The following is a 26,879-nucleotide window of genomic DNA, read 5'->3' as shown; positions in this document are numbered from 1 at the left end:
CATGCTGGCGCGTCTGTCGATCCGTGACATCGTCCTGATCGAACGGCTCGATATCGAATTCGCAACCGGCCTCGCGGTTTTGACCGGCGAGACCGGTGCGGGCAAATCCATCCTGCTCGATGCCTTTGCGTTGGCGCTCGGCGGCCGCGGCGATGCCGGCCTCGTGCGCCACGGCGCGGAGCAGGGGCAGGTTACTGCCGTGTTCGATATCCCCAAGAATCACCCTGCAGCGAAGATCCTCGCGGAGAACGGGCTGGAGGATACCGGCGAGATGATTCTCCGCCGGGTCCAGCTCGCCGACGGCCGCACCCGCGCCTTCATCAACGACCAGGCGATCAGCGTGCAGACGCTGAAGGCGGTCGGTGCTGCCCTGGTCGAGATCCACGGCCAGCACGACGAGCGCGCGCTGGTCGATGCCGCCACCCACCGCCGCCTGCTCGACGCCTTCGCCGGTCTCGAAAAGGATGTCTCGGCGGTCGAGGCGCTCTGGGACGCCCGCCGCACCGCCAACACCGCGCTGGAGGAGCATCGCGCCGGCATGGAGCGCGCTGCGCGCGAAGCCGATTACCTCCGTCACGCCTCCGACGAATTGAAGCAGCTCGCGCCCAGGGATGGCGAGGAGACCTCGCTGGCGTCCCGTCGGACCACCATGATGCAGGGCGAGAAGATCGCCTCCGACCTGCGCGAGGCGCAGGAGGCGGTCGGCGGCCACCATTCGCCGGTCGCCTCGCTCTCGGCCGCCGTGCGCCGGCTGGAGCGCCGCGGCGTCAACGCGCCGGCGCTGGTCGAGCCCGCGGTGAGGGCGATCGACATCGCGATCAACGCGCTGGAGGAAGCCGACCAGCATCTGCAGGCGGCGCTTGCCGCGACCGATTTCGATCCCTCAGAGCTCGAACGCATCGAGGAGCGCCTGTTCGCGTTGCGCGCCGCCTCGCGCAAATATTCGACGCCGGTCGACGGGCTCGCCGCGCTTGCCGCCAGATATGCCGCCGATGTCGTTCTGATCGATGCCGGCGCCTCACGGCTGAAGAAGCTGGACCAGGCCGCGATCGAGGCCGATGCGCGCTATGCGGCGGCGGCCAAGAAGCTGTCGATGGCGCGGCAGAAATCCGCGGAGAAGCTCAACAAGGCGGTCAATGCCGAGCTCGCGCCGCTCAAGCTCGAACGCGCCAAGTTCATGACCCAGGTCCAGACCGACGAGGCAGCTCCAGGCCCGCAAGGGTTCGACCGCGTCGAGTTCTGGGTGCAGACCAACCCGGGCACCAAGCCAGGGCCGATGATGAAGGTCGCCTCCGGCGGCGAGCTGTCGCGTTTCCTGCTGGCGCTGAAGGTCGTGCTGTCCGACCGCGGCTCGGCGCCGACTTTGGTGTTCGACGAGATCGACACCGGCGTCGGCGGCGCGGTCGCGGACGCGATCGGCGGACGGCTGGCGCGGCTCGCCGGCAAGGTCCAGGTGATGGCCGTGACGCACGCCCCGCAGGTCGCCGCCCGTGCCGACCAGCATCTGCTGATCTCCAAGGACGCGCTGGACAAGGGCAAGCGCGTCGCCACCCGCGTCAATGCGCTCGCCGCCGACCACCGCCGCGAGGAGATCGCGCGGATGCTCGCCGGCGCCGAGATCACCGCCGAGGCGAGGGCTGCCGCGGACCGGCTGCTCAAGGCGGCGACGGCTTGATTTCGTGTCCCGGACGCGCGCAAGCGCGAGCCGGGACCCAGAATGTCGCCCCGATGGGCCCCGGCTCTGCAGCGCACCGCCAAAGAAGCGCTGCGCTGCGTCCGGGGCGCGAGACCTCAACCCACCTTTACCCTCCCGCCCGCTCCATCGTATCCAAGCACCATGGCCAGAGCAGCAAAATCGAAACCAGCACCGCTTCGCGACGTCGCCGACCTCACCAAGGCGCAGGCCAAGGTCGAGCACATGCGGCTCGCGCTCGAGATCGAGGGGCATAACGAACGCTACTATCAGGACGACGCGCCCACCGTCACCGACGCCGCGTATGACGCGTTGCGCCAGCGCTTCAACGCGATCGAGAAGCGGTTTCCGGAATTCGTCAGCGCGGACTCGCCGTCGCAGAAAGTCGGTGCTGCACCATCAGGCCGCTTCAAGAAGGTGCGGCATGCCGTCCCCATGCTGTCGCTCGACAACGCCTTTGCGGAAGAGGATCTGCGCGACTTCGTCGGCCGCATCGTGCGCTTCCTGAAGCTCGACGACGACAGAATCGATTTTTCCGCCGAGCCGAAGATCGACGGCCTCTCGATGTCGCTGCGCTATGAGGGCGGCGAGCTCGTCACCGCCGCGACGCGCGGCGACGGCGCGGTCGGCGAGGACGTCACCGCCAATATCCGCACGCTCGAGGACGTGCCGCAAAAGCTGAAGGGCCGCAACGTCCCAGACATCTGCGAGGTGCGCGGCGAGGTCTACATGACCAAGAAGGCCTTCCTGGCGCTCAACGAGCGGCAGAAGGCGGAAGGCGGCACCATCTTCGCCAATCCGCGCAATTCGGCCGCGGGCTCGCTCCGGCAGAAGGATCCGACCATCACCGCCTCGCGCCCCCTCGGCTTTTTCGCCTATGCTTGGGGTGAGATGAGCGCGATGCCGGAGGGCACGCAGAGCGGCATGATCGGTTGGTTCGAGCGCTGCGGCTTCAAGACCAACCCGCTGACGAAGCTCTGTCACTCCGTCGAGGAGCTGCTGGCGTTTCATCATGCGATCGAGGAGCAGCGCGCAAAACTCGACTACGACATCGACGGCGTCGTCTACAAGGTGGACCGCATCGACTGGCAGGAGCGGCTCGGCTTCGTCTCGCGCACGCCGCGCTGGGGCATCGCCCACAAATTCCCGGCCGAGCGCGCCACGACGGTGTTGCGCGACATCGAGATCCAGGTCGGTCGCACCGGCTCGTTCACGCCGGTGGGCAAGCTCGAACCGGTCGGCGTCGGCGGCGTGATCGTGCAGAATGTCACGCTGCACAACGAGGACTACATCAAGGGCATCGGCAGCAAGGGCGAGGTGCTGCGCGAGGGCCGCGACATCAGGATCGGCGACACCGTCGTGATCCAGCGCGCCGGCGACGTCATCCCGCAGGTGGTGGACGTCGTCCTCGACAAGCGGCCGAAGGCTGCCAAGGAGTTCGAATTTCCGAAGAAGTGCCCGTGCCCGCTGCACACCGACGTCGTGCGCGGGGAGACCGCGGCAGGCGAGGAGGGCTCACGCGCCCGCTGCACCGGCGAGTTCGCCTGCCCCTATCAGAAGATCGAGCATCTGAAGCTGTTCGTGTCGCGGCGCGCCTTCGATATCGACGGTCTTGGCGAGAAGCAGCTCCAGTACTTCTTCGACGAGGGCTTTGTGAAGGAGCCAGCCGACATCTTCACGCTGGAAAAGCGCAACGCAAAACTCAAGCTCGAGGACATCGAGGGTTACGGCGCAACCTCGGTGCGCAATCTGTTCGGCGCGATCGAGAGCCGTCGGAAGATCGCGCTGGAGCGCTTTATCTATGCGCTCGGCATGCGCCATATCGGCGAGACCACGGCGCGGGCGCTGGCACGCGGCTACGGCTCCTGGGACGCCTTCCACGATGCCAGCCTCAAGGTCGCCAAGGGCGACGAGGAGGCGATGGCCGAGATGGACGCGCTCGACCAGATCGGCGAGACCGTGATCAAGAGCATCGCCGACTATTTCGGCGAGAGCCACAATCGCGGCATTGTCGAGCGGCTGACCAAAGAGGTCGAGATCATCGACGCCGAAAAGCCGAAGAGCAATTCTGCCGTCGCCGGCAAGACCGTGGTGTTCACGGGCTCGCTGGAGAAGATGACGCGCGACGAGGCCAAGGCCACCGCTGAGCGGTTAGGCGCAAAGGTGTCCGGATCGGTGTCCAAGAAAACCGATCTCGTCGTCGCCGGTCCAGGCGCGGGTTCGAAGCTCGCGGAAGCCACCAGGCATGGCGTCAAGGTGCTGACCGAGGACGAGTGGCTGACGCTGATCGGGGAGTGAGGGGGCGCGCTGGCGCGTCTCGCTCCGCCGTCATTCCCCGCGAAGGCGGGGAATCCAGTATTCCAGAGACAGTGCAAGGGTACGGAGAAGCAGCGGCGTACTGGATCCCCGCCTTCGCTGGCATGACACCGAGAGTGTTGGAACGGCCGTCGCTCGCCATCCCTCACATCATCCCGCTCTCTTCCTCTTCCGCCTGCTCGATCAGCGTCTCGCTCACCATGACCTCGCGGCGGGGTACGACGAAGATCATCGTGCAGGCGCAGAGCAGGGAGATCGCCAGCACCGCGGCGGTGAGCGGCAGCGTGGTCGCGGAATGGCCGCCGAGATAGGCGCCGAATTGCGACATGAGCGCGCCGATGCCCTGCTGGAGAAAGCCCATCGCACCTGACGCGGTGCCGGCGGCCTCGGGACGGACGCTGATCGCGCCGGCGGCGGAGTTCGCCATCACGAAGGCATTGCCGACCATCACGATCATCTGCGTGCCGAACAGCCAGGCGGGTGCCTCGTTCCAGCCGGTGAAACTCCACAGCAGGTTCAACAGGCTGCCGCAAAGCTGGAGCGCGAGGCCGAACCAGATCAACTTCTCCAACGAGTGCCTGGGCGCGAAGCGCACGCAGAGCAGATTGCCGACGAGATAGGCAAAACCCGTCGTCGCGAACCACGCGCCGTATTCAGCGCTGGTCCTGCCCATCTGCGTCACCACGATATAGGGGCCGCCGCCGGCGAAGGTGAAGATGATCTGCGAGGCCAGCACCTGGCACATCACGTAGCCGACGAAGGCGCGGTTGCGCATCAGGATGCCGACGTCGCCGCGAAAGCCGCTGCCGGCGGCGCGGTCTCGGCGGGTCTCAGGCAGCGCGAATGCGATGCCGACGGCGACAATGATCGCGGCGACGGTGATGGCGTAGAAGATCGCGCGCCAGCCGAATGCGGTCTCGATCAGGCCGCCGGTGAGCGGGGAGACCATCTGCCCGATCATCAGCGCCGCGATGACGAGGCTGATCATCGAGGCGACGCGATCGCGCTCGTAGATGTCGCGGATGATGGCGCGGCTCACCACCATGCCGGCTGCGCCGCCCAGCGCCTGGAAAAAGCGCGCGGCGATCAGCTGCGGCAGGGTTTCCGCGAAGATGCAGGCGACGCTGGCGACCACCATCAGCGCCAGTCCTCCGAGCAGCACCGGTCGTCGCCCGAAACGGTCCGACAGCGGGCCCATGATCAGTTGCGACAGCGCGATGCCGACCATGTACAGCGAGACTGTCATCTGCGCGGCCGAGATGTCGCTGCCAAATGTCGTCGCCAGCACCGGCAGCGCCGGAACCAGCATGTAAAGCGAGATCGGCGCGATGCCGGTCATGACGACGAGCAGCAGCAAAACCACGCGCGAGGTCGCGAGGTTGTGTTGCGCCGTTTCCGGCGGCTTGCTGATCATGCCGTGCATGCGTGTCCGTCTCGCAGAAATTCGAATCGGACTGTAGCGCGCTCGCGCAAGACGCATATCGGCGTTTCGGAATGCGGCTATACGGATTCCGGGACGGTTATAATGGCGGCGCGATGAGGACGGATTTGGCGCGCTGCTCGCGTCAAAAACTCGGTATCATCGCCCGGCTTGACCGGGCGATCCAGTACGCCGCGGCGTCTCCGCATACGTTTGCTGTCTCTGGAATACTGGATTCCCCGCCTTCGCGGGGAATGACAGCGGGGGTGGAAATGAGCATTGCGCAAATCGCGTGGTGCTATGCGTCGAGACCGTGAACGACGCGCTTACGCCTTCAACTCCGCCGTGGCCTGGTCCAGCCAGGCCTTCGTCGTCGCGTCCAGCGCTGGCCGCACCTCGGCCCTGACGCGCGCGTGGTAGGCGTTGAGCCAGTCGAGCTCGTCCTTGCCCAGCATGCCGACATCGATCAGCCGGCGGTCGATCGGTGCCAGGGTCAGCGTCTCGAACGCGTTCATCGATTTTTCCGCGCCTTTGATGTCGGCAGCGACCACCAGTTCGAGGTTCTCGATGCGGATGCCGAAACCGTCGGTCTTGTAGTAGCCGGGCTCGTTGGACAGGATCATGCCGCGCTTCAGCGGCGTGGTGCCGAGCTTCGATATCCGCGCCGGTCCTTCGTGCACCGAGAGATAGCTGCCGACGCCGTGGCCGGTGCCATGCTCGAAATCGACGCCGGCGGCCCAGAGATATTGCCGTGCCAGTGTGTCGAGCTGCGCGCCGGTGGCGCCATCGGGAAATATCGCCCGCGCGATCGCGATGTGACCGCGCAGCACACGCGTGAAGCGGTCGCGCATCTCGTCGGTCGGCTCGCCCACGGCCATGGTCCGGGTGACGTCGGTGGTGCCGTCTTCGTATTGTGCACCTGAATCGATCAGCAGCAGATCGCCGGGTACGATCCGCCGGTTGCTCTTGCGGGTGACGCGGTAGTGCACGATCGCGCCATTCGGGCCGGTGCCCGATATGGTCGGGAACGACACGTCCTTCAGTGCGCCGGTATCGCGGCGGAACGTCTCCAGTGCCTCGACCGCGTCGATCTCGGTGAGCTTGCCGCTTGCCGCCTCGCGGTCGATGAAGGCGAGGCAGCGTGCCAGCGCTACGGCGTCGCGCCGGTGCGCCGTTTGCGTGCCCTTGATCTCGGTCGTGTTCTTGACCGCCTTGAGCAGCGCGATCGGATCGCTGCCGCGCACCGGCTTGCCGCCAGCACCCGTGATTAACCGGCTGAGGGCGTCGGCCGCGGTCGCATTGTCGAGCGCGATCGATCCACCGCTCTTGGCGAGCGCCATCAGCGTCGGCGCCATCGCATCGGGCTCGCGCACCTCGGCGGACTGCTCGAGATGGTCGCGGGTCAAATTTGAGAGCTTGCGGTGATCGATGAAGATGGTGGGACGACCGTCCTTCGGCACCAGCGCATAGGACAGCGGCAGCGGCGTATGCGCGACGTCGGCGCCGCGGATGTTGAAGGTCCAGGCCACGGCATGGCTGTCGGACAGCACCAACGCATCGACGCCGAGCTTGCCGATCTCGCTTCTGATCTGCGTCAGCTTCTCGGCTTCAGTCACGCCGGCATGTTGCATCCCGTGCACCGTGACCGGCGCAATCGGCGGCTGTGGCCGGTCCTGCCAGATCGCATCGACCGGATTGCTGTCGACGGCGACCAATTCGGCACCGGCCTTGGCGCAGGCGGCGGACAAACGCTCGGCTGCCGCAAAAGTGTGCAGCCACGGATCAAATCCTAGGCGGTCGCCGGCCTTCAGGTGTGCCGATATCCAGCTTTCCGGCGGGGGATCGATCAGAGATTCCACGGCCCACGCCCTTGAATCGACCTGCTTGGCCGCCTGGATCGTGTAGCGACCATCGACGAACAATGCGGCCTCGTGCGTCAGCACCACCGCCAGTCCCGCCGAGCCCGTAAAACCGGTCAGCCAGGCCAAACGCTCTTCGGACGGCGGCACGTACTCATTCTGCTGCTGATCGGCGCGTGGAATCACGAAACCGGTCAGCTTGCGGCGGGCGAGTTCTTCACGGAGCGCGGCCAGCCGCGCCGTCAATGCGACGCCGGCCTCGGGCTCCTCGAATGTCTGGAAGTGCGCTTCGAACATGGTGGATCACTTTAGGATCATGCGGATCAGTCCGCAATGTAGACGCATTTGAGGTCGCATCTGGCATGGACTGTGCTTGAACAAGTTCCATTCGAATTGAGTGGAGTACAGGATGCGGCAGTTGCGCTTCGTCCGGATAACAGGGAAATTCGAGCAAGTTGTTCATCTCAACGACGAGGGGACACTCGATGCCAGCGTTCACGTTTGAGAAGATTACGCCGCCGGTGCGCCGCGCCCCGGCTCCGGCAGCACCGAAGAAACCGCGCGGCCTCATCAACCAGATGATCGACCGTTTCGCTGAACGCCGCGCGAGGCGCGCCTCGCAGGCCGAGCGCGCGATGCGCCGGGACGAGAAGGCCGCAAAGTAGCGGCACCTACGGCAGCCCCCCGACTCACCCCATCTTCCGCAGCAACAGGCTGCTCCACCCCTCGATCCGCAAGTGCTTCAGAGGCACGAGGCCGCGCGCGCGGTAGGCGGCGATCACGGCGGGGACCTGGGGCGTCAACAGGCCGGAGAGGATGACGCGCCCGCCAGGTGCGAGGTGCCGCGTCAACGGGCCCGCCAATTGCCGTAACGGATTGGCAAGGATGTTGGCCAGCACCAGGTCGAACGGGCCGCATCTGCCGAAATCAGCCGCCGCGAAGCCGGTGGCGCGGATTGCTCGCACATGGTGACCGACCTCGTTCAACGCGGCGTTCTCGGCTGCCACCTTGACCGAGGCCGGGTCGATGTCGGAGGCCAGCACCGCGCGATGCAGCACCTTCGCCGCCGCTATCCCCAGCACGCCGGTCCCGGTGCCGAGGTCGAGCACGCGGCCGGGCCGGGTGCTTTTCAGGACATGGTCAAGCAGGAGTAAACAGCCGCGCGTGGTACCGTGATGGCCGGTGCCGAAGGCGAGAGCCGCCTCGATCTCGACGGCGAGCTTGTTCGGCGCCACGCGGTCGCGATCATGGCTGCCGTGGACGACGAAGCGTCCGGCCGGCACCGGGACGAGATCTTCCAGGCTCGCCTTGACCCAGTCCCTGGCTTCGACGGTGTCGAAGACCAGCGTGTCCGCGATCTCATTTCCTGCTGCGGTTGCAACGAGTTCGCGCAGCCAAGCCCGGTCCGGCGCGTTCGCGAAATGCAGCGCAACGTCCCACTGTCCGTTCGGCTGCTCGAAGGCGGCGACCGCCGCATCGTCCTCGAAGAACATTTCGGTGAGGACGTCGACAATGCGCCTGGCGGCGATCTCGCCGCCGATCGAAAAACTGGCGCGATGGGTGGGGGAAGGCTGCATTCTCTGGGTTCCGTCCGGTTCAATTTTTGGAACTTTTGTTCCCAATTTTTCGCTTAACTTGCATTCACGAGGTTAACCCGACCTCAGGTTGTGCCACGTAGATTTGCGGGTGTTGGGCAACCCACACAGTTCGAAATGGAATAGGAGGCGAGACTTGAAGCGCATGATTTTGAAGTTCTGGACCGACGATTCAGGTGCAACCGCAATCGAGTACGGCCTGATCGCAGCCGGTATCGCGCTGGCGATCATCACCGTGGTGAACGGCCTGGGCACCACCCTGAACGACAAGTTCACTTCGATTAGCAGCTCCTTGAAGTAATTTCCGCCTTCCATTTCCCGGCGAGGCCAATTCTCCATACGACTGCTTTCGAGCCGCGCCCGTCGGGGGAATTGCCCCCTGGCGGGCGAAGTCGTTTTTGGGAATTGGCTTGCACAGAATGCCCACAGGCTATCCGCTGGTTTTTCCGGACTTTGTCCACGGATTATCCCGCCGTTCATCCCCGGATTTTCCACCAATTTGTACCAAGCTTGGAGGGGCGTAACCCAGCGCCCTTTCACAGCTCTGCCAACAGGCTGTCCACAGCTTATCCACGGGCTTATCCACGACTTCCGAACAGCGACCGGTGATCCCTCAGGATTGCCTGCGCGGCGTTGTGGCCGGGCGCGCCGGTGACGCCGCCGCCGGGATGGGCGCCGGAGCCGCAGTGATAGAGGCCCCTCACGGGTCCGCGATAATCGGCGTGGCCCAGCATCGGCCGGGCCGAGAACAGCTGGTTCAGCGTCAGCGCACCGTGGAAGATGTCGCCGCCGAGCAGGCCGAACTGCCGTTCGAGATCGAGCGGTGACAGGATTTGGCGGCCGAGCACGCTGGTCGCAAAACCCGGCGCGTATTTGTCCACCGTCGCGATCATGAGGTCGGCGACCTCGTCGCGATGGTCGTCCCACGACTTTCCATCGGGAAGCTCCGGCGCGACATGCTGGCAGAACAGGCTCGCGACATGTTGTCCTGCGGGCGCGAGCGTATCGTCGAGCGTCGAGGGGATCAGCATTTCCACGACGGGCTCTCGGCTCCAGCCGTGCGCGCGGGCATCGAGAAAGGCGCGGTCCATGTAGCCGAGACTGGGAGCCAGGATGATGCCGGAGGTGAGATGATCGCCGACGCCCGGCAGTGCCGTGAAGGAGGGCAGGCGGTCCAGTGCCACGTTCATGCGGAAGGTGCCGGAGCCGTTCTTCCAGTGCCGGATGCGGTCGAGAAAGTTTTGGGGAAGCGCATCGGCGGCGACCAGCCGCGTATAGAGCAGCTTCGGATTGACGTTGGATGCGACATATCTCGCGCGGATGGTCGTGCCGTTCTCCAGCGCTACGCCGACCGCGCGGTCGCGCTCGAGGATGACCTCGCGCACGCCCGCATCGGTGTCGATCACGACGCCGCGGTCGCGTGCGGCGCGCGCCATGGCCTGCGTGATCGCGCCCATGCCGCCGATGGCGTGACCCCAGACGCCCTTCTTGCCGTTCACCTCGCCAAACGCGTGATGCAGCATCACATAGGCCGAGCCCGCGGCGTAAGGGCTGGCATAATTGCCGACGATGGCATCGAAGCCGAACAGCGCCTTGATCAGATCGTGCTCGAAACGTTCGTCCAGCATCTCGCCAGCCGAGCGGGTGAAGAGATCGAGCAGGCTGCGGCTCTGCTCCAGCGACAGCCCGCGCAGGATATTGGCGCTCTGGAATGCGTTCACGGCCTCGCGGATCGATGCCGTGCCGAAACCATCGAGCAGGTTGGGCGGCGCGCGCAGCACGAACTGCCGAAGCACGTCGGCGATATCTTCCAGCTCGCGCGAAAACCCGTCGAGCGCGTTTGCGTCGCGCGCGCTCAGCCGTGCGACGGACGCCTGCGTCCGCCCCTCGCCGGTGAGAAGATAGCTGCCGTCTGCCGCGGGCAGAAAATTCTGCGCGCGCCGTTCGACGATCCTGAGGCCCTGTTCGGCCAGCTTCAAGTCGCGGATCACCTGCGGATTGAGCAGGCTCACAGTGTAGGCCGCGACCGAATTGCGGAAGCCCGGATGAAATTCCTCCGTGACCGCGGCCCCGCCGACCACCTTGCGGCGCTCGACCACGCGCACGCGCAAGCCGGCCATCGCGAGATACGCCGCGCAGGTGAGGCCGTTATGGCCAGCGCCGATGATGATGACGTCGGTTTCGGTCATGCGCCCCTGGTGCTGTCATTCCGGGATTCGCGAAGCCCGAACTGTGGTGCGGGCTCCGCACCGGAGAATCTCGAGGTTCCGGGTTCGATGCTGCGGCCGCGCTTCGCGGTCCCGTCGCATCGCCCGGCACGACCGTCTTATATCAAGCATTTCCCGCTGCAACATCACGAGACCCTTTATTGCCCGTTCAGGCGCCTTGTGCTCCATTGCGCGCGCCCGGCACCCGCCGGGATTATGCCGGAGCTTCCATGGATTCGATCGTGCAACCCGCCGCCACGGAGCAGTCATCCTCGTCACGCAACCGGCTGCTGCTGACGGTCTACACCGCAGCGATCTTCGTCAGCGCGCTGTTGCTGTTCTCGGTGCAGCCGCTGTTCACCAAGATGGTCCTGCCGCGGCTCGGCGGCTCGCCGGCGGTGTGGTCGGTGGCGATGGTGTTCTTCCAGTCGTTGCTGCTGGCGGGCTACGCCTATGCGCATGTGTTGATGCAGGTGAGGAATCGCATCGTTCCGGTGGTGGTGCATCTCCTGCTGCTGATCGCGGCCTTCGCCACGCTGCCGCTCGGCATCGCGTCCGCCTATGGCGATCCGCCCGCTTCGGGCTACGCGATCTGGCTGCTTGGCCTGTTCGTGATCTCGATCGGACTGCCGTTCTTCGCGCTCGCCGCCAACAATCCGTTGCTGCAGGCCTGGTTCGTCCGCACCGGGCATCCTGCCGGACATGACCCCTATTTCCTCTATGCGTCCTCCAACATCGGCAGCTTCCTCGCCCTGCTGTCCTATCCATTCCTGCTGGAGCCGATGTTCACGCTGCACACGCAGAACCGGCTCTGGACCGGCGGTTACGGCATTCAGATCGTCCTGATCGCCGCCTGCGGCGTGCTGCTGTTGCGCTCGCCGAAGCTCGCCATGGTCGATGTGCGAACCGAGGATTTGAATGCGCCTGCGCCCGGTTTCATGACGCGGCTGCGCTGGATATTCCTCGCCGGAGTGCCGTCCGGCCTGCTCATCGCCGTCACCGCGCACATCTCGACCGACGTTGCGGCAGCGCCGCTGCTGTGGGTGCTGCCGCTGTCGCTGTATCTCTTGACCTGGGTGGTGGTGTTCCAGTCGCGGCCGCTGCTGCCGCACAAATGGATGCTGATGCTCCAGCCGGTCGCGATCGCGGGCGTCGTCTTCCTGCTGGCGTTCGGCGGCGAACAGAACCTGCTGCTGACGCTCGGCGGCCATCAATTGTGCTTCTTCGTCATCGCGATGGCCTGCCACGGCGAATTGGCGCGGACCCGGCCGGCCGCGAAATATCTCACCGGATTCTATGTCGCGCTGTCGTTCGGCGGCATGGTCGGCGGCCTGTTCGCAGGGCTCGTTGCGCCGTTCACATTCTCCTGGATCGCCGAATATCCGATCCTGGTCGCGCTTGCCGCGCTGTGCCGGCCGCCCGCGAACGAGCGGCTGGCGGGCATCATCAAATGGTACTGGCTGGCGCTTGCCGCGCTCGCCGTCGTGCTCGTTGCGCCGTCCATGACGACGGGCGGGCTGTCGACCTGGTTCGAGGATCATCGCGTCTGGGTGGCCGGCGGCGTTGGCGTGCTCGCCGCCCTGCTGGCGCTGGCGGTCAACGCCGGCCGCTGGAAGATATTCGCCACCGTCGCGCTCGCGCTGGCGTTGATCCGGGTTTATCCGGCGGATGAAGGCCGCGTCACCACGGTGCGCAGCTTCTTCGGCGTGCACAAGATCGTGGTGACGCCCGGTGGCTATTTCCATGTGCTGATGCACGGCACCACGATCCACGGCGCCGAGCGTTTCCTCAACAATGACGGCACGCCGGTCACCGGCCGGCCCGAGCCGATCACCTACTATCATAGGGATGGCGGCATCGGTCAGGCCGTGACCGCGATCCGGGAGCGCAAGGGCGCGCCCTTGAAGGTCGCGGCGATCGGCGTCGGATCGGGCACGCTCGCCTGCGCCGCCGAGCCTAGCGAGAGCTGGACCTTCTTCGAGATCGATCAGTCCATGGTCGACGCGGCAAGCGATCCGAAGAATTTCCGCTATATCTCGAGTTGCATGCCGGGCCTGAAGCCGGTGATCGGCGATGCTCGCCTCACCTTCGCGAAGGAGCCGGACGGCGCCTATGATCTCATCATCGTCGATGCCTATTCGTCGGATGCGATCCCGATCCATCTTGCGACCGAAGAGGCGATGAAGATCTACAAGGACAAGCTCGCTCCGCACGGCGCCGTGGTGATGCACGTGTCCAACCGCCACCTCGATCTCGAGACCGTCGTGGTCGGCATCGCCGATGCCAACGATCTCAAGAGCTGGGTCTACAACGAGGATTCGGGGCGCGATGGCGACTATATCTTCTCGACCGACGTCGTCATCTCCGCCCGCGAGAATGCCGACGTCGGCAGGCTCGCATCGTCGAAATCATGGGAGCAGACCGAAGCCGACGACCGGGTGCGGGTCTGGACCGACGATTACTCCAACATTCTGGGCGCGCTGTACCGGCGTTTGCGGGACGGGGAGTAGGGGCACTTCGTAGCCGGATGGAGCGCAGCGCAATCCGGGACGTTCTTGCCTCGCGGTGATTAACGGCCCCGGATTTCGCTGCGCTCCATCCGGGCTACAGCAGAAAGCCTGCGGCTCGGCCTCACGGCGTCACCGGTGTCCCCGCGGGCAACGCAATTGCCTTCTCGCCCGCGACTTGCCGCAACAAATCGGGCCTGTCGGAGATGATGCCGTCGACGCCGATCTCGATCATCCGCGCCATGTCCTCAGGCTTGTTGACCGTCCAGACCACGACGTGCAGCCCGAGCGCGTGTGCCTCGGCGATCAGCGCCGCGGTCACATCGCCGAAATAGGGCGACCAGATCGCGCCGCCCGCAGCCTTGATGGTTCGCGGCAGGGAGCCGCCGTGATCGGCCGGGCTGAACCCGGCTGTCCAGCTGGTCGCCTTGTCCAGCGCCACCGTCTGGCTCGAGCCGCGCTGGAGCGTCAGGTACACCGTCGGCATCTTCGGTGCCTGCTGCTGGACGAGCAGCAGGGTCCGCCAGTCGAACGACTGTATCATGACGCGGTCGGAGAATTTTTCGGCTTCGATCAGCGCGAGCAGCCTGGTGACGAAAGCTTGCGGATCGCGCGTCTCGTCCGGATGATTCGGATCGATCTTGGTCTCGATGTTGAAGCGCACCCGATTGTTGCCGGATTTGCGCACCAGCGCGAAAAGTTCGCTTAAGGTCGGAATGCAAGTCCCGGGCACGGCGCGCTGATCGGGAAATTGCTTCGCGTAAGGACTGTCCGGACGTATCTGGCCGACGTCGTAGCTCCTGACCTGCTCGAGCCGCAGCTTCACGAAGGGCGTGCCGGGAGCCGCGACATAGGCGCCGCTCGCATCCCGCGTGATATCAGGGTTGAGCCCGCGCTCATGCGAGACGACGACTTCGCCGTCGGCAGTGATGCCGACGTCGAGCTCCAGCGTGTCCACGCCCATCGACAGCGCGTTGGCGAAGGCCGGAAGCGTGTTTTCCGGCAGCAGTGCCCGCCCGCCGCGATGGGCCTCGAGGTCGAAAGCCGAATCAGCCCCCATGGCCGGTCCCGCAATGAGAAGTGACAGTACGGTCAAGATCGTCGCAGCACGTGACGGCATGGCGGCTCGTGGGGCAAGCGGAAAGGGATATTTGAACGCATTTGGGCATGTCCGGCCCATAGTATAGGCTTTCGTGGCTGTTGAAACCTTGGGCGGTGGCTTGGGTTGCGGCCGCCGCGGGGGTATGTACCCATGGTCGGCGCCCTGGAATCCCGCCCGTGCAGCAGCAACGCGATCATCGAATTATTCGTAGCCGGCATTTTCGCCGGATGCAGCGCCGGCATTTCATCATCTTCGACGTTTTGCCCTTCGTCGGCACACTGCTGGCGCTGGTGCTTCTGCTCTACCGCCCGATTGGCGCGGCGGAGCTTGGCCTGTTCGTCGGCTTTTGGCTGGTCACCGGCCTCGGCCTCACCGTCGGCTATCACCGGCTCTTCACCCACCGCGCCTTTGCGACCTCCACGGTGATGAGTGCGATCCTGGTCGTGATGGGATCGATGGCCGGCCGCGGTCCCATGCTGTCCTGGGCGGCAATGCACCGCCGGCACCACGAATTGTCCGATCACGACGGCGATCTGCATTCGCCGCGGCTGCACGGCGAGGGCCCGTTCGGCCGCCTGCGCGGCTTCCTGCACGCGCATTTGACCTGGATGATCGAGCACGATTATCCCAACGTTGCGCACTATGTCCCGGATCTGATGGCGGATCGCAGGCTGGTTGCCGTCAACAGCTACTACTACACTTGGGTCGGTCTCGGCCTGGTGCTGCCGGCCGCGATCGGCGGCGTCGCCACCATGAGCCTGTGGGGCGCGCTGACCGGCTTGCTCTGGGGCGGCGTGGTGCGCATGTTCGTGGTCGAGCAGACCATGTCGGCCATCAACTCCGTGATGCACAGCTTTGGCGCGCAGCCCTTCGTCACCCGCGACGACAATAGCCGCAATCTCGGTGTGATGGCCTGGCTTGCCTGGGGCGAGGGCTGGCACAACAATCACCACGCCTTTCCCTATTCCGCGGCCTTCGGCCTGCGCTGGTTCGAATTCGATCCCGGCTTCATCTTCATCCGCGCCCTGGAAGCGCTCGGATTGGCCTGGGACGTCAAGGTGCCGAGCGAGGAGAAGATTGCGCGACGCATGCTGCGGCAGCCGGGCGACGCTGCGCCCGACCTCGAAACGGGCTGAGCATCATCCGCCGGCTCACGCCGGCGATGGCGCAGCTTTGAACCGATGCTGTTCAACGACTATCCCTTCCTCCTGGTCTTCCTGCCCGCGGCGCTGCTGATCTATCGCTTGGCCGATCCCTATCCGCATCTGCGCATCGGCGTGCAGGTCGCGCTTTCGCTCGCCTTCTATGCCTGGGGCAGCCCGTCCTTCATCCTGCTCCTGATCGGCTTGATCGTGATCAACTGGCTTGCCTCGGTCGCCTATGGGCGCGTGAAGTGGCCGGCGGTGCTGACGCTGGTGCTCATGCTCGATCTCGCGGTGCTGGCGTTGTTCAAATACGCCAACTTCCTTCTCGCCAATCTCGGTCTGGTGTTGGGTACGACGTTGCCGGTGCTCGATGTCGGACTGCCGCTCGGCATCTCCTTCTTCACCTTCCACCACATCATGTATCTGGTCGACTTGAAGCGCGGGAGGGCGCCGCTCTATGCGCTCGACCGCTACGCGCTCTACATCACCTTCTTCCCGCAGGCGATCGCCGGCCCGCTGGCGCGCTGGTCGGAGGTGATGCATCAGTTCGGCAGGCAGATCTACGTTCCGGGCTGGCAGCGCCAGTTCTGCGTCGCGACCTGCTTCATCGCGATCGGCCTGTTCGAAAAAATCGTGATCGCCGACGGCCTCGCGCATCTGCTCGATCCAATCTACACCCAGGCAGCGAACGGGCCGCTCCCGAGCGGCGACGCCTGGCTTGCCTTCTGCTTCTCCTTCCAGATCCTGTTCGACTTCTCCGGCTATTCCGACATCGCGATCGGCCTCGGCCTGCTGTTCGGCGTACAGCTGCCGTACAATTTCAACGCCCCGCTGCGCTCGACCAATATCCAGGATTTCTGGCAGCGCTGGCACATCACCCTGATGCTGTTCCTGCGCGACTACGTATTCTATCCGCTCGTCAATCTCCGCCTGCTGCCGCGGCACTGGCTTCCCGTACAGTTTTTCGCCGCCATGATGATCACGATGGCGCTGTGCGGCCTCTGGCACGGCGCGAGCTGGACCTTCGTGCTGTGGGGCGTGCTGCACGGGCTTGCGCTGGTCGCCTGCACGTTGTGGCGTCGCTATGGCCCGAATTTCCCGTCATGGCTCGGCTGGGCGCTGACCGTCCTGTTCGTGCTCGCGACCGGCGTGATTTTTCGCGCGGGATCGGTGGAGGCGGCATGGCATGTCTTCGCCGGATTGGTTTCGCCGCTGCCGCTCGAGCGCGGAAAGCATTTGTGGCCGCTGATCGCAGCGCCGCTGTTCGCCTTCCTGCTGCCGGCGAGCCAGGACATTGTGGCGGTGCTCACGCGCCGTCCCAATCCGTGGCTCGCAGGTCTGCTCGGTCTTGGGCTGTTCGCATTGCTGCTTCACATGGGTGGTCGGGATCTCCATGAGTTCGTCTACTTCAAATTCTGAGACCGACCCCGGCTGGGGCCGGAGCTTGCTCGCGTGTCTGGGCACGCTGATCGGCGCTGCGCTGCTGGTGCTCGCACTGATGGTGGCGGTCGATCCCTATGACAGCGGCAAGCTCGGTCTGTTCGGCATCGAGGGCGTCGACAATCGTCTGACCCAGATCACGGCCGCGAGCCGCGCGAGGAATCCGGATTTCAATGCCGCTATCCTGGGTAATTCGACGGCGCAGATGATCGAGCCGACGGAATTGTCGCGCGCAACCGGCCTGCGCTTCGTGCAGCTCTACATGACCGGTGCGTTTCCCCGCCAGGAGCTCGCGGTGCTGGACTTCTTCCTCCGAAATCACAAGGATGTTGGTGCACTGGTGGTCGTGACTGACCCCGGCTGGTGCGCGCATGCACGGGCGAAGGAGGAGGGCGGCGTCCCGTTTCCCGACTGGCTCTACGACAGAAGCGTCGTCACTTACGCTGCACGGCTGATCTCCTGGCAGGCGATCGAGCACGCTTTTCAGCGCATCAGTATCGGGCTTGGTCGCCGACCACGGATGAACCCCGACGGCTTTGTCAGCTATGAGGACATCTGGCCGCCGGGTCAATTCAAGGAAGTCGGCTGGCCCAGGGATCCGGCGCCGTCCTCGTCCACCGAGATGCGGGCGACATTTCCCGAGATCGCTGTGCTCGCAGATACCGTCAGGACATTGTCGGCCGATGTGCCCGTCGTCATCATCGTGCCGCCGACCTTCGCGACCACCGTGCCGAAGCCCGGTACGGAAACCGCCCTGGAGCGCAGCGCCTGCGACGCGGCGCTGAAGAAAGTGGTCGCGGGCCGACCGCGTAGCAATTTCATCAGCTATCGCGTTGACAACGATCTCACGCGCGACCGCGCCAATTTTGCCGACTTCATCCATTATCGCCCCATCCTCGCGCGCAAGATCGAGCAGGGGATCGCTGCGAGCCTGCGCGATGGGGAGAGCGCGAAGATCGATTTCTGAACCGTCTCAGCCGAGCTGCTCGAATCCCCCATCGAGCCAGAGCTTGCGTGCCAGCTTGCGCTGGATCTTGCCGCTGGTGGTCTTCGGCAGAGTGCCGGGCCGGATCAGCGCGATGTGGCGCGCGGAGAGCTCGTGGTTGTCGGCGGCGGCCTCGCGAATCCGACCCTTGATGGCTTCGGTGTCGATCGAGTGGCGCGCAGTGCGCTCGATTTCCTGGACGATGACGAGTGTTTCTTCGCCGGTCTCGTCCGGCACCGAGAACGCCGCGCCGCAATTTTCGCGCAAAGCTCGATCGAGCGATTGCACGGTGCGCTCGACGTCCTGGGGATAATGGTTGATGCCACGGATGATGATGAGGTCCTTGATCCGTCCCGTGACGAACAATTCGCCCGTGGCGTCGACGAAGCCGAGGTCGCCGGTGCGCAGCCATGCCCCGTCTTCGGCGGCAATCTGCGCATTGAGCCCCTCGCGCGTCGCCTCGTCGTTGCGCCAATAGGCGCGGGCAATATTGGCGCCGTTCACCCATATTTCACCGACCCGGTCCGCGGGCAGGCGCGTCCGATTGTCCGGGTCCACGATCGCGATCCGTTCGCCGGTGAGCGCGCGCCCGCAGCCGACGGCGATCTGCGTGTCTTCGGCGCTGGAAGGCGCTTCCGCCGCATGCGCCTGAAGCGCCGTGCGGCTCAGGCTGCGTGTGACATGACCTCCGCCGCGGCGTCCGCCGGAAATCAGGAGTGTCGCTTCCGCCATTCCGTAGGCGGGATACATCGCGCGCGGATCGAAGCCGTGGGGCGCGAATGTCTGGACGAACCGCTCGATGGTTTCCGCACGCACCGGCTCTGCTCCGTTCAGCGCGATCCTGAGCGAGGACAGGTCGACGCCCTCCATCTGGTCGGCGCGATAGCGGCTGACGCAGAGATCGAAGCCGAAATTCGGGCTGCACGCCACTTCCGCGCGAAAATGCGAGATCGCGCGCAGCCAGCCGAGTGGCCGCTGCATGAACGCATTCGGTGCCATCAGCACGCAGGTCGCCCCAACATAGAGCGCCTGCAGTGCGTTCAGGATCAGCCCCATGTCGTGATAGAGCGGCACCCAATTGACGTAAGTCGATTGCCGGGTGTTGCCGAGCGCGAGCCGGATCATCTCGAGATTGGCGAGCAGATTGGCGTGGCTCACCATCACGCCTTTGGGCGCGGACGTCGAGCCGGAGGTGTATTGCAGGAAGGCGATGTCGTCCGGCGCCGGCTCGGGTAGTTCGATTGTCTCACCATCGTCCGCGGCGAGATCGACCTCGATCCAGCGAATGTTCTCATGCGCGAAGCGTGCCCGCAGATCACCACGGAGCGCGACGGCCGAATTGGTCAGCGCCACCGCCGGCGTGCAATTGGCGAGGATCGCGGCGCTGGCATCGCGCGCGCTGTTTCGCCGCGGCATCATCATCGGCACGGCGATGATGCCGGCCATCAGACAGCCGAAGAACGCCACCATGAACTCGATGCCGGGCGGAAACACCAGGATGGCGCGGTCGCCGGGACGCGCGGCCACGGTCAGTCGCAACGCGAGCGCGCCCGCGGCATCGTGCAGCTGTCGAAAGCTGAGGGCAGCTTCCTCCGTCCCGCGATCGGAGACGAAGACATAGACGCGGTCGTCGGCCTGCTCCGCCGCACGCCGGGCCAGCAGTGCCACGAGCGAGCGGAAGGTTTCCATGGGTTGCGCCGGCTTCAGCCGCCCTCAGGCGGCGGGGCGGATTGCGCGCTTGTCGGCGAGAAATCGCGACAGCGCCTCAACGGTCGGATGGTCGTAGAAGTCGTCCGTCGATAGTTCGAGGTCGAGCTTCTCCTCGAGTTCCATCATCAGGTAGACCAGCATCGCCGAATCGAGCCCGAGGCGGCTGAATTTCGTGCCGATGTCGACGCGGTCGCTCGAAATTCGCAGGATATTTGCCAGGGCGGTAACGCAGAAATCCGAAATCTGCTCGCGTGTCATGTCATGTCCCAGAAACAATGGGAACGACAATACGGGCGACCCCCTGGTTGTCAATTTGGCCGGAACGCCGCCGCGTCGAAGGTTGTGGACTGTTGCTTCCTTGCGTCGGCCGGTGCCCAATCCGTGCACAGGCCGGCGCTATTTCCTGCGGTCGACTGCGGCAAGCGCCCGTCGCGGCAGCGGCTTTCTGATTTGATTGCCCGGCAACGCCGCGTCCAGATAGCGTCAGTTCTGGTAGTAATAGCCACGCGGTTGGTAAACCTGCCGGGGCTGCGGCTGATAATAGGTGCCGTTGCCCTGATTGTAATATTGCTGCGGCTGCTGCTGGTAGACCTGCGCGTCATAGAGCGGGCGGCTGCCACGCGGCGCCGGGTAGCGCGTGCCGGTGTCGCTGCCATCGGCTGGATAGATGTAATTGTCGTCCTGGGGCATGTAGCGGCGGGCGGGCTGGGCCGTCGGTGCGAGATTCACGGGGTCGCCTGATGTGGCGTACTGCTCTTCGGTCGGCTGCGGTGCGCGGGCGACAGCCGTGGGGTTGCGGCCGCGCGGGTTGCGGGCGAGCGCCACCTGCGACGAGCCGGTCAGCGTCACCGTGGTGTTGAGCACGCCCTGCTGCTGCACCAGCGCGTAGAGCGTCGAGGCGTTCTGCCGCGACAGCCGCACGCAGCCATGAGACGCCGGTGTGCCGAGCCGGCCGACCGAGTCTGTGCCGTGGATGGCGTGCCCGATCTTGGTGAAGAAGATCGAATGCGGCATCGGCGCGTCGTCGAATTCCTTGGAGTAGTGGTCCTCTTCCATGCGGAAGGCACGGAACGCGCCGTTCGGCGTCTCGCGGGAGGGGATGCCTGTCGACACCGGCCAGTGATAGCGCGCGATGCCGTCGACGGCGACGGTCATCTGCTGATTGTCCTTGTCGACGGTGATCTCGACCTTGGCCTGCGCGGCGCCCGCGCTCAAAAGCATCAGGGAGGTGAAAGCAATAAAAAACGAACGCATCTGAGTTCTGGCCTCCGGCCTGTTCACGCTAGGCGCCGCGGCTCTCCGTCCCCCGGCGTGCAATATGCCTGCAATCCGGCTTTCGTTCCAGCGGCCTGCCCGGCCATCGTTAACGTGACGGCGGGCGTTAGCAAGGCCGCTTTGTGCCGCGCCGCCCGTGGCGATGCTGACATTTTCGCGAGCGGGCACGCGTTCACAACGCCGACAATTCGTCACAAAGGCGCAACCATTTGGCCGCGCCCGGCGTTGAAGATGCCTGCCTCGACAGGCGGCGTTCGCCGCCAATTGCCCCTTACACCGTCCCTGGGACCGAAAATGAACAAAGCCCGTATCACCGCCGCGTCATTGCCGGCCGGTTTGCCCGTCCGCCTGCTGTTTGCAGCCGCCGCCATGGCGCTGGCGCTGTTGTCGCTGCCACATGCCGGGCACGCGCAGGGCATCGTGCGCGGCGCCCAGGAAGGTTCTTATGAAGGCAACCGTATCGCCGGTCCTGTGGGCGGCGTGGTCGGTGGCGCGGTCGGCGCCGGCGTTGGCGGGGCCGTGGGAGCAGTCGAGGGTGTGTTCGGCATTCCCCATCGCGGCCACCGCCGCTGCCGCGGCTATTACGACGGATACAACCGCTTCCACTGCTATCGGTAACCCCTGGCGATTCCGGGGCGCGCGCGTGCCCCCGGAATGACGGCCGGGGTCAGTTCTTCAACCGATACCCCGTGCGGAAAATCCACCAGATCACGACCAGACAGATCGCCAGGAACGCCGTCGTCATGCCGATGCTCACGGATACGCTGACGTCCGCGATCTCGTAGAAGCTCCAGCGGAAGCCGGAGATCAGATAGACGACCGGATTGAGCAGCGCCACCGTGCGCCAGGCAGGCGGCAGCATGTCGATGGAATAGAAGCTGCCACCGAGGAAGGTCAGCGGCGTCACCACCAGCATCGGGATCATCTGCAGCTTTTCGAACCCGTCGGCCCAGATGCCGATGATGAAGCCGAACAGGCTGAACGTCACCGCCGTCAGCACCAGGAAGGCCAGCATCCAGACCGGATGATGGATGTGCAGCGGCACGAACAGGCCGGCCGTGGCGAGGATGATCAGGCCGAGGATGATCGATTTGGTCGCAGCCGCGCCGACATAGCCGAGCACGATCTCGAAATAGGAGATCGGCGCCGACAGGATCTCGTAGATCGTGCCGGTGAATTTCGGGAAGTAGATGCCGAACGAGGCGTTGGCGATGCTCTGCGTCAGCACCGAGAGCATGATCAGGCCCGGCACGATGAAGGTGCCGTAGCTGACGCCCTCGACCTGGCTGATGCGCGAGCCGATCGCGGCGCCGAACACCACGAAATACAGCGAGGTCGAGACCACCGGCGAGACGATGCTTTGCAGCAGCGTGCGCCAGGTGCGCGCCATTTCGAACAGATAGATGGCGCGAACAGCGCGGTAGTTCATGACGCCCTCACGAGATCGACGAAGATGTCCTCGAGCGACGATTGCGTCGTGTCGAGATCGTTGAAACGGATGCCGGCGGTGCGGAGGTCGCCGAGCAGGCTGGTGATGCCGGTGCGCTCGCCCTTGGTGTCGTAGTCGTAGACCAGGGTCGCGCCACCGTCGCAGAGGTCGAGCTCGTAATGCCCGAGGCTCTCCGGCAGCGCATCGAGCTTGCCTTGCAGATGCAGCGTCAGCCGCTTCTTGCCGAGCTTCTGCATCAAGGTGGCCTTGTCCTCGACCAGCACGATCTCGCCCTTGTTGATGACGCCGATGCGGTCGGCCATCTCCTCGGCTTCCTCGATGTAATGCGTGGTCAGGATGATGGTGACGCCGGATTGCTGGAGCGTGCGCACCACCTCCCACATGCCCTTGCGCAGCTCGACGTCGACGCCGGCGGTGGGCTCGTCCAGGAACAGGATCTGCGGCTCGTGCGACAGCGCTTTCGCGATCATCACACGACGCTTCATGCCGCCGGAGAGCGTGATGATCTTGCTGTCCTTCTTGTCCCACAGCGCGAGGTCCTTCAGCACCTTCTCGATATGATCGGGATTCTTCGGCTTGCCGAACAGCCCGCGGGAGAAGCTCACGGTCGCCCACACGCTCTCGAAGGCATCGGTGTGCAATTCCTGCGGCACCAGCCCGATCAGCGAGCGCGCCTTGCGATAGGAGGTCTGGATGTTCTCGCCGCCGACCAGGACCTTGCCTTCGCTCGGATTGGCGATGCCGCAGATGATCGAGATCAGCGTGGTCTTGCCGGCGCCGTTGGGGCCGAGCAACGCGAAGATTTCGCCGCGCTTGATGTCGAGATTGACGTTCTTGAGCGCCTTGAAGCCGGACCCATAGGTCTTCGACAAATTGGCGACGGAAATGATGGAGGACATGATGGCCGCAAGTCTGAGGGGGGCGAAGGCTGGGGAGGGGAGGCTGGAACCTGCCGGGAGGACGGGTCAGCGGAGCCCTGAGATAGGAATGCCCTTGCCCGGCTGCAATTAGCCGGAGAAAAATGGCCTCAAAACAGGCCCTTCCGTGGCAGGTTTCGAGCAAGTGTTGCGCGATGGTCACGGCTTGCTGCTAAGATCGTCGTTCACGCGGCTCTTTGTTGCGTCTGCGAGCAGGCCATGGCTACGATTCCGGCCGAAGCATATTCCCAAGGAAAAGATCGATGAGACCGAACGGCCGTCACACCGCCGGCACCAGCCAGTTGTCCGCCCTCCGTGCATGGGCGATGGGCCTGCTTCTGCTGTCAGCTGTTGCCATCAGCCCGACCACCGTCAAGGCGGCGCCGAGCCAGGCTGCGGTCGCGACCACGCATGTCTACCTCCTCCGCGGCGTGCTCAACATCTTCTCGCTCGGGCTCGACACGATCGGCGCCCGGCTCCAGGCGCAGGGCATCCCGGTGACCGTCGCGAATTTCGTGTCGTGGTCCTCGCTCGCGGATGAGGCCGCCACCGCCTACAAGGCCGGCCGGCTCAAGACCATCGTGCTGGTCGGGCACTCCTCCGGCGCAACCGCGCTGCCGGACATGATCGCCAAGCTCAACCGCCTTGGCGTGCCCGTGAAGCTCGCGATCGGGCTCGACTCCGTGTTCAAGACCAAACTGTCGACCGGCGCCGAACGCTACATCAACATCTATATCGGCGACGGCCCCGGCGAGCCGGTGAAGCGCGCGGACGGTTTTCGCGGCAAGCTCGACAATGTCGACGTCCGCGGCTCCGGTGTCGGCCACATCTCGATCGACAAGAACGAAGCGATCCAGCGCCGCGTGATCGCCGAGATCGACGCCGCAATCATGCGCTCGCGCGCACCGGCTCCGGTTGCCGAACCCGGCGCGCCCAGGCCGGCGCGGTCGGCGGCGGCAACGGCTCCCCGGAACTAAGCCTTCGCCGCAAGCCGCTGAATTGACAATGCCGCCGTCATTCAGACGGCGGCATTGTCGTATCTGCAGAGCCAAACTCGATCACCTGCCGGTCGGAGGAAGGGAACTCGGCACCCGATCTGGTGTTGTCACACTATGACAAGGAAACGAAACGTCGGCCCCATGGCGGTTCAGCCCGAGCGGGCGTGGGCCGGTCGCCCTGTTTCCGAAAACGTCCTTGAGAAAAAGCCGCAGCCTCAATCGAGCCAGTTGAGCGCGACGCGAGCTGGCCTGTTGAGACAGCACGCGCTGCGAACGCAGCGGGCGCTGCTCGCAGGCAACAGCGACGGTCGCAAGAAATAAGAGTTCCTCGAATTGACAGGCCGGTGTTCCGGTGTGCCGTCTGTCTGGGGCCAGTCCACGTGAAGTTTTTTCAGTGCCCGTCATGCCGCCATCCTGTCTCGTTCGAGCACGTCGCGTGCGCGAATTGCAGCACCGAGCTGGCATTCGATTCCTCGCGCATCGAGATGACGAAACTTGCATCCCATCAAGCTTGCCGTAACCGCGAGATCATCGGCTGCAACTGGTGTGTCGAGGGCGCGGACTGGTATTGCGGCTCGTGTCGCGTCACGCGCACGATTCCGAACCTCGGCAGCACCAGAAACGTCATGCTCTGGCGCCGCATGGAGGAAGCCAAGCGCCGTCTTCTCTATGATCTCAGCCGCCTCAGGCTTCCGCTCGCATCGCGCAGCGGCGAACCATTGGCTTTCGACATTCTCTCGGACGAGGTCAGTCCGATCCTGACCGGGCATCTCTCGGGCCTGATCACGCTCAACCTTGCCGAGGCCGACGATGTCGAACGAGAATCTCGCCGCGTGGCATTCCGGGAGCCGTACCGCACGCTGCTCGGACATTTCCGGCACGAGATCGGTCACTTCTATTGGGACCTGCTCGTTGACGGCACGACATTCCAGGCCCCGTTCAAGCTGATCTTCGGTGACCAGGCGCAGGACTATCAGGCCGCAATCAACTCCTATTACAGCCGCGCCGACCGTTCATACGACCGGAGCGGCTTCATCAGCGAGTACGCCACGTCCCACCCCTGGGAGGATTGGGCGGAAACGTTCGCGCATTTCCTGCACATTGTGTCGACGCTCGACTCGCTGGCAGGTTTGCCGTTGTCGCTGGACGAGCGCGCCCGCCAGACCCTGACGGATCCCTATCTCGAGAGCGACTTCGAGGCACTCCTGGCCCTGTGGATGCCGCTTGCCCGCAGCATCAACGAACTCAACCGCTCGCTTGGGATGAGCGACGCATATCCCTTCGACATATCGCCGGCGGTCAAGGGCAAGCTGCATCTCGTCCACATGGCGATCAGCGCATTCCGCGATCAGCAGAGTTTGGCGGCGTAAACATCGCGCAGGACGGCCCCCGTTACGTCAGGAACGCGCGAATGCTGTCCGCGATCTCCTTCGCGTGCGTCTCCAGCGCGAAATGACCGGTGTCAAAGAACTGCACCACGGCATTCGGATTGTCGCGTTTGAACGCTTCGGCGCCGGGCGGAATGAAGAACGGATCGTTCTTGCCCCAGACCGCCAGGAACGGCGGCTTGTGCTTGCGGAAATAGTCCTGGAAGGCGGGGTAGAGCGCGACGTTGCTCTTGTAGTCGCCGAACAGGTCGAGCTGCACGTCGTCCGAGCCCGGGCGCGCAAGGTAGAAATTGTCGAGGTTCTGGCCATCCGGTGACACGGTCATCGGATCGGAAACACCATGCGTGTACTGCCAGCGCGTGGCTTCCGGCGTGAGGAGCGCGCGCAGCGCGTCGCGATTGGCCGGCGAGGGATCCTGCCAATAGGCCTTGAGCGGAGTCCAGTTGTCGCTAAGGCCATCCTCATAGGCATTGCCGTTCTGCGAGATGATCGCCGTGATCCGCTCGGGGTGGCTGAGCGCAAGCCGGAAACCAGTCGGCGCGCCGTAGTCGAAGACGTAGACCGCGAACCGGTCGAAGCCGATCACCTCGGTGAAGCGTTCGATCACGCGTGCGACGCTATCGAACGTGTAACGGAAGCTTTCGCGCGAAGGCATGCCGGATTGGCCGAAGCCGGGAAGGTCGGGCGCCACGATATGAAACCTGTCCGCAAGCAGCGGAATGAGGTCGCGAAACATGTGGCCTGCGCTGGGGAAGCCGTGAAGCAGCAGGAGTTTTGGCGCTCCGACAGTGCCGGCCTCGCGATAGGCCACCTTGAATCCGTCGACATCCGCGCTGCGGTACGTGATTGACATGACCTTCTCCATTGGTAGT

General features: G+C 64.7%; 22 protein-coding genes. 11 read left to right on the top strand and 11 right to left on the bottom strand.

Going from position 1 to position 26,879, the window contains the following annotated elements; genetic code table 11:
- The first annotated feature begins 1 nt into the window (after position 1).
- Together recN and ligA are read left to right on the top strand one after the other, a co-directional pair.
- Positions 2–1,675 (top strand): DNA repair protein RecN, encoded by a 1,674-nt coding sequence (recN, locus tag AC0L30_RS24310; RefSeq protein ID WP_473405360.1) that lies wholly within the window; start codon positions 2–4, stop codon positions 1,673–1,675.
- 162 nt (positions 1,676–1,837) lie between these two features.
- On the top strand, positions 1,838–3,991 hold the full coding sequence (gene ligA, locus AC0L30_RS24305) for an NAD-dependent DNA ligase LigA (protein ID WP_473405359.1): 2,154 nt from the start codon (positions 1,838–1,840) through the stop codon (positions 3,989–3,991).
- 163 nt (positions 3,992–4,154) lie between these two features.
- Here the strand turns inward: ligA and AC0L30_RS24300 are convergent, their stop codons facing one another.
- Together AC0L30_RS24300 and AC0L30_RS24295 are read right to left on the bottom strand one after the other, a co-directional pair.
- Positions 4,155–5,432 carry a multidrug effflux MFS transporter gene (locus AC0L30_RS24300; protein ID WP_354201125.1) on the bottom strand — a complete coding sequence of 426 codons (1,278 nt, stop codon included), beginning with the start codon at positions 5,430–5,432 and terminating at the stop codon, positions 4,155–4,157.
- A gap of 323 nt (positions 5,433–5,755) precedes the next feature.
- Positions 5,756–7,585: an aminopeptidase P family protein gene (locus AC0L30_RS24295; RefSeq protein WP_473405358.1), complete on the bottom strand. Its 1,830-nt coding sequence runs from the start codon at positions 7,583–7,585 to the stop codon at positions 5,756–5,758.
- Positions 7,586–7,773: 188 nt separating this feature from the next.
- Between AC0L30_RS24295 and AC0L30_RS24290 the strand changes: the two genes are divergently transcribed.
- Positions 7,774–7,953, top strand: a complete 180-nt coding sequence (locus tag AC0L30_RS24290; protein ID WP_007600875.1) for a hypothetical protein — start codon at positions 7,774–7,776, stop codon at positions 7,951–7,953.
- Positions 7,954–7,977: 24 nt separating this feature from the next.
- On the opposite strand, the gene AC0L30_RS24285 is transcribed toward AC0L30_RS24290, so the two are convergent.
- Positions 7,978–8,865, bottom strand: a complete 888-nt coding sequence (locus AC0L30_RS24285) for a 50S ribosomal protein L11 methyltransferase (protein ID WP_473405357.1) — start codon at positions 8,863–8,865, stop codon at positions 7,978–7,980.
- Between the two features lie 163 nt (positions 8,866–9,028).
- Between AC0L30_RS24285 and AC0L30_RS24280 the strand changes: the two genes are divergently transcribed.
- The gene (locus AC0L30_RS24280) at positions 9,029–9,184 is read left to right on the top strand and encodes a Flp family type IVb pilin (RefSeq protein WP_007600877.1); all 156 of its coding nucleotides are present in this window, start codon (positions 9,029–9,031) and stop codon (positions 9,182–9,184) included.
- A gap of 277 nt (positions 9,185–9,461) precedes the next feature.
- Here the strand turns inward: AC0L30_RS24280 and AC0L30_RS24275 are convergent, their stop codons facing one another.
- Positions 9,462–11,072: a phytoene desaturase family protein gene (locus tag AC0L30_RS24275; RefSeq protein WP_007600878.1), complete on the bottom strand. Its 1,611-nt coding sequence runs from the start codon at positions 11,070–11,072 to the stop codon at positions 9,462–9,464.
- A gap of 248 nt (positions 11,073–11,320) precedes the next feature.
- Here AC0L30_RS24275 and AC0L30_RS24270 point away from each other — a divergent pair, with 248 nt between their 5' ends.
- Positions 11,321–13,600 (top strand): spermidine synthase, encoded by a 2,280-nt coding sequence (locus AC0L30_RS24270; RefSeq protein ID WP_473405356.1) that lies wholly within the window; start codon positions 11,321–11,323, stop codon positions 13,598–13,600.
- Between the two features lie 121 nt (positions 13,601–13,721).
- Here the strand turns inward: AC0L30_RS24270 and AC0L30_RS24265 are convergent, their stop codons facing one another.
- A complete protein-coding gene (locus AC0L30_RS24265; protein ID WP_473405355.1) occupies positions 13,722–14,717 on the bottom strand; it encodes a glycerophosphodiester phosphodiesterase in 996 nt (331 codons plus the stop codon).
- A gap of 158 nt (positions 14,718–14,875) precedes the next feature.
- On the opposite strand from AC0L30_RS24265, the gene AC0L30_RS24260 reads away from it, so the two are divergent.
- The 3 genes from AC0L30_RS24260 to AC0L30_RS24250 are packed head-to-tail and all read left to right on the top strand — an operon-like array spanning position 14,876 to position 18,251.
- Positions 14,876–15,835 carry an acyl-CoA desaturase gene (locus AC0L30_RS24260; RefSeq protein WP_311985886.1) on the top strand — a complete coding sequence of 320 codons (960 nt, stop codon included), beginning with the start codon at positions 14,876–14,878 and terminating at the stop codon, positions 15,833–15,835.
- 45 nt (positions 15,836–15,880) lie between these two features.
- Entirely contained in the window at positions 15,881–17,263 is a 1,383-nt protein-coding gene (locus tag AC0L30_RS24255) for an MBOAT family O-acyltransferase (protein ID WP_473405354.1), read from the top strand.
- 25 nt (positions 17,264–17,288) lie between these two features.
- A complete protein-coding gene (locus AC0L30_RS24250) occupies positions 17,289–18,251 on the top strand; it encodes a hypothetical protein (protein ID WP_473367748.1) in 963 nt (320 codons plus the stop codon).
- A gap of 6 nt (positions 18,252–18,257) precedes the next feature.
- On the opposite strand, the gene AC0L30_RS24245 is transcribed toward AC0L30_RS24250, so the two are convergent.
- The 3 genes from AC0L30_RS24245 to AC0L30_RS24235 all read right to left on the bottom strand — a co-directional run bounded on the left by AC0L30_RS24245 (position 18,258) and on the right by AC0L30_RS24235 (position 21,233).
- Positions 18,258–19,958: a fatty acyl-AMP ligase gene (locus tag AC0L30_RS24245; RefSeq protein ID WP_473405353.1), complete on the bottom strand. Its 1,701-nt coding sequence runs from the start codon at positions 19,956–19,958 to the stop codon at positions 18,258–18,260.
- A gap of 24 nt (positions 19,959–19,982) precedes the next feature.
- The gene (locus AC0L30_RS24240; RefSeq protein ID WP_018454262.1) at positions 19,983–20,237 is read right to left on the bottom strand and encodes an acyl carrier protein; all 255 of its coding nucleotides are present in this window, start codon (positions 20,235–20,237) and stop codon (positions 19,983–19,985) included.
- A gap of 225 nt (positions 20,238–20,462) precedes the next feature.
- The gene (locus AC0L30_RS24235) at positions 20,463–21,233 is read right to left on the bottom strand and encodes a L,D-transpeptidase (RefSeq protein ID WP_007600886.1); all 771 of its coding nucleotides are present in this window, start codon (positions 21,231–21,233) and stop codon (positions 20,463–20,465) included.
- A gap of 315 nt (positions 21,234–21,548) precedes the next feature.
- Here AC0L30_RS24235 and AC0L30_RS24230 point away from each other — a divergent pair, with 315 nt between their 5' ends.
- The gene (locus AC0L30_RS24230; RefSeq protein ID WP_007600887.1) at positions 21,549–21,872 is read left to right on the top strand and encodes a hypothetical protein; all 324 of its coding nucleotides are present in this window, start codon (positions 21,549–21,551) and stop codon (positions 21,870–21,872) included.
- Positions 21,873–21,921: 49 nt separating this feature from the next.
- Here the strand turns inward: AC0L30_RS24230 and AC0L30_RS24225 are convergent, their stop codons facing one another.
- Positions 21,922–22,683 (bottom strand): ABC transporter permease, encoded by a 762-nt coding sequence (locus AC0L30_RS24225; protein WP_473405352.1) that lies wholly within the window; start codon positions 22,681–22,683, stop codon positions 21,922–21,924.
- A complete protein-coding gene (locus AC0L30_RS24220) occupies positions 22,680–23,603 on the bottom strand; it encodes an ABC transporter ATP-binding protein (protein ID WP_473405351.1) in 924 nt (307 codons plus the stop codon). Before AC0L30_RS24220 ends, AC0L30_RS24225 begins: the two co-directional genes overlap by 4 nt.
- Before the next feature lie 281 nt (positions 23,604–23,884).
- On the opposite strand from AC0L30_RS24220, the gene AC0L30_RS24215 reads away from it, so the two are divergent.
- Positions 23,885–24,598, top strand: coding sequence for a hypothetical protein (locus tag AC0L30_RS24215; RefSeq protein ID WP_007600890.1), 714 nt, complete (start codon positions 23,885–23,887; stop codon positions 24,596–24,598).
- A gap of 401 nt (positions 24,599–24,999) precedes the next feature.
- Positions 25,000–25,989, top strand: coding sequence for a zinc-binding metallopeptidase family protein (locus AC0L30_RS24210; RefSeq protein WP_473405350.1), 990 nt, complete (start codon positions 25,000–25,002; stop codon positions 25,987–25,989).
- 22 nt (positions 25,990–26,011) lie between these two features.
- Here the strand turns inward: AC0L30_RS24210 and AC0L30_RS24205 are convergent, their stop codons facing one another.
- Positions 26,012–26,860, bottom strand: coding sequence for an alpha/beta fold hydrolase (locus tag AC0L30_RS24205; RefSeq protein ID WP_007600892.1), 849 nt, complete (start codon positions 26,858–26,860; stop codon positions 26,012–26,014).
- Positions 26,861–26,879: the final 19 nt, after the last annotated feature.

Source organism: Bradyrhizobium sp. MI1.11 (assembly GCF_055811255.1).
This window is presented reverse-complemented; position numbering and strand designations above follow the sequence as displayed.

Excerpts from the sequence above, each read along its gene's own strand:
- recN (WP_473405360.1), top strand. The coding sequence starts at position 2 with ATGCTGGCGCGTCTGTCGATCCGTGACATCGTCCTGATCGAACGGCTC.
- ligA (WP_473405359.1), top strand. The coding sequence starts at position 1,838 with ATGGCCAGAGCAGCAAAATCGAAACCAGCACCGCTTCGCGACGTCGCC.
- AC0L30_RS24300 (WP_354201125.1), bottom strand. The coding sequence starts at position 5,432 with ATGCACGGCATGATCAGCAAGCCGCCGGAAACGGCGCAACACAACCTC.
- AC0L30_RS24295 (WP_473405358.1), bottom strand. The coding sequence starts at position 7,585 with ATGTTCGAAGCGCACTTCCAGACATTCGAGGAGCCCGAGGCCGGCGTC.
- AC0L30_RS24290 (WP_007600875.1), top strand. The coding sequence starts at position 7,774 with ATGCCAGCGTTCACGTTTGAGAAGATTACGCCGCCGGTGCGCCGCGCC.
- AC0L30_RS24285 (WP_473405357.1), bottom strand. The coding sequence starts at position 8,865 with ATGCAGCCTTCCCCCACCCATCGCGCCAGTTTTTCGATCGGCGGCGAG.
- AC0L30_RS24280 (WP_007600877.1), top strand. The coding sequence starts at position 9,029 with ATGATTTTGAAGTTCTGGACCGACGATTCAGGTGCAACCGCAATCGAG.
- AC0L30_RS24275 (WP_007600878.1), bottom strand. The coding sequence starts at position 11,072 with ATGACCGAAACCGACGTCATCATCATCGGCGCTGGCCATAACGGCCTC.
- AC0L30_RS24270 (WP_473405356.1), top strand. The coding sequence starts at position 11,321 with ATGGATTCGATCGTGCAACCCGCCGCCACGGAGCAGTCATCCTCGTCA.
- AC0L30_RS24265 (WP_473405355.1), bottom strand. The coding sequence starts at position 14,717 with ATGCCGTCACGTGCTGCGACGATCTTGACCGTACTGTCACTTCTCATT.
- AC0L30_RS24255 (WP_473405354.1), top strand. The coding sequence starts at position 15,881 with ATGCTGTTCAACGACTATCCCTTCCTCCTGGTCTTCCTGCCCGCGGCG.
- AC0L30_RS24245 (WP_473405353.1), bottom strand. The coding sequence starts at position 19,958 with ATGGAAACCTTCCGCTCGCTCGTGGCACTGCTGGCCCGGCGTGCGGCG.
- AC0L30_RS24240 (WP_018454262.1), bottom strand. The coding sequence starts at position 20,237 with ATGACACGCGAGCAGATTTCGGATTTCTGCGTTACCGCCCTGGCAAAT.
- AC0L30_RS24235 (WP_007600886.1), bottom strand. The coding sequence starts at position 21,233 with ATGCGTTCGTTTTTTATTGCTTTCACCTCCCTGATGCTTTTGAGCGCG.
- AC0L30_RS24230 (WP_007600887.1), top strand. The coding sequence starts at position 21,549 with ATGAACAAAGCCCGTATCACCGCCGCGTCATTGCCGGCCGGTTTGCCC.
- AC0L30_RS24225 (WP_473405352.1), bottom strand. The coding sequence starts at position 22,683 with ATGAACTACCGCGCTGTTCGCGCCATCTATCTGTTCGAAATGGCGCGC.
- AC0L30_RS24220 (WP_473405351.1), bottom strand. The coding sequence starts at position 23,603 with ATGTCCTCCATCATTTCCGTCGCCAATTTGTCGAAGACCTATGGGTCC.
- AC0L30_RS24215 (WP_007600890.1), top strand. The coding sequence starts at position 23,885 with ATGAGACCGAACGGCCGTCACACCGCCGGCACCAGCCAGTTGTCCGCC.
- AC0L30_RS24205 (WP_007600892.1), bottom strand. The coding sequence starts at position 26,860 with ATGTCAATCACGTACCGCAGCGCGGATGTCGACGGATTCAAGGTGGCC.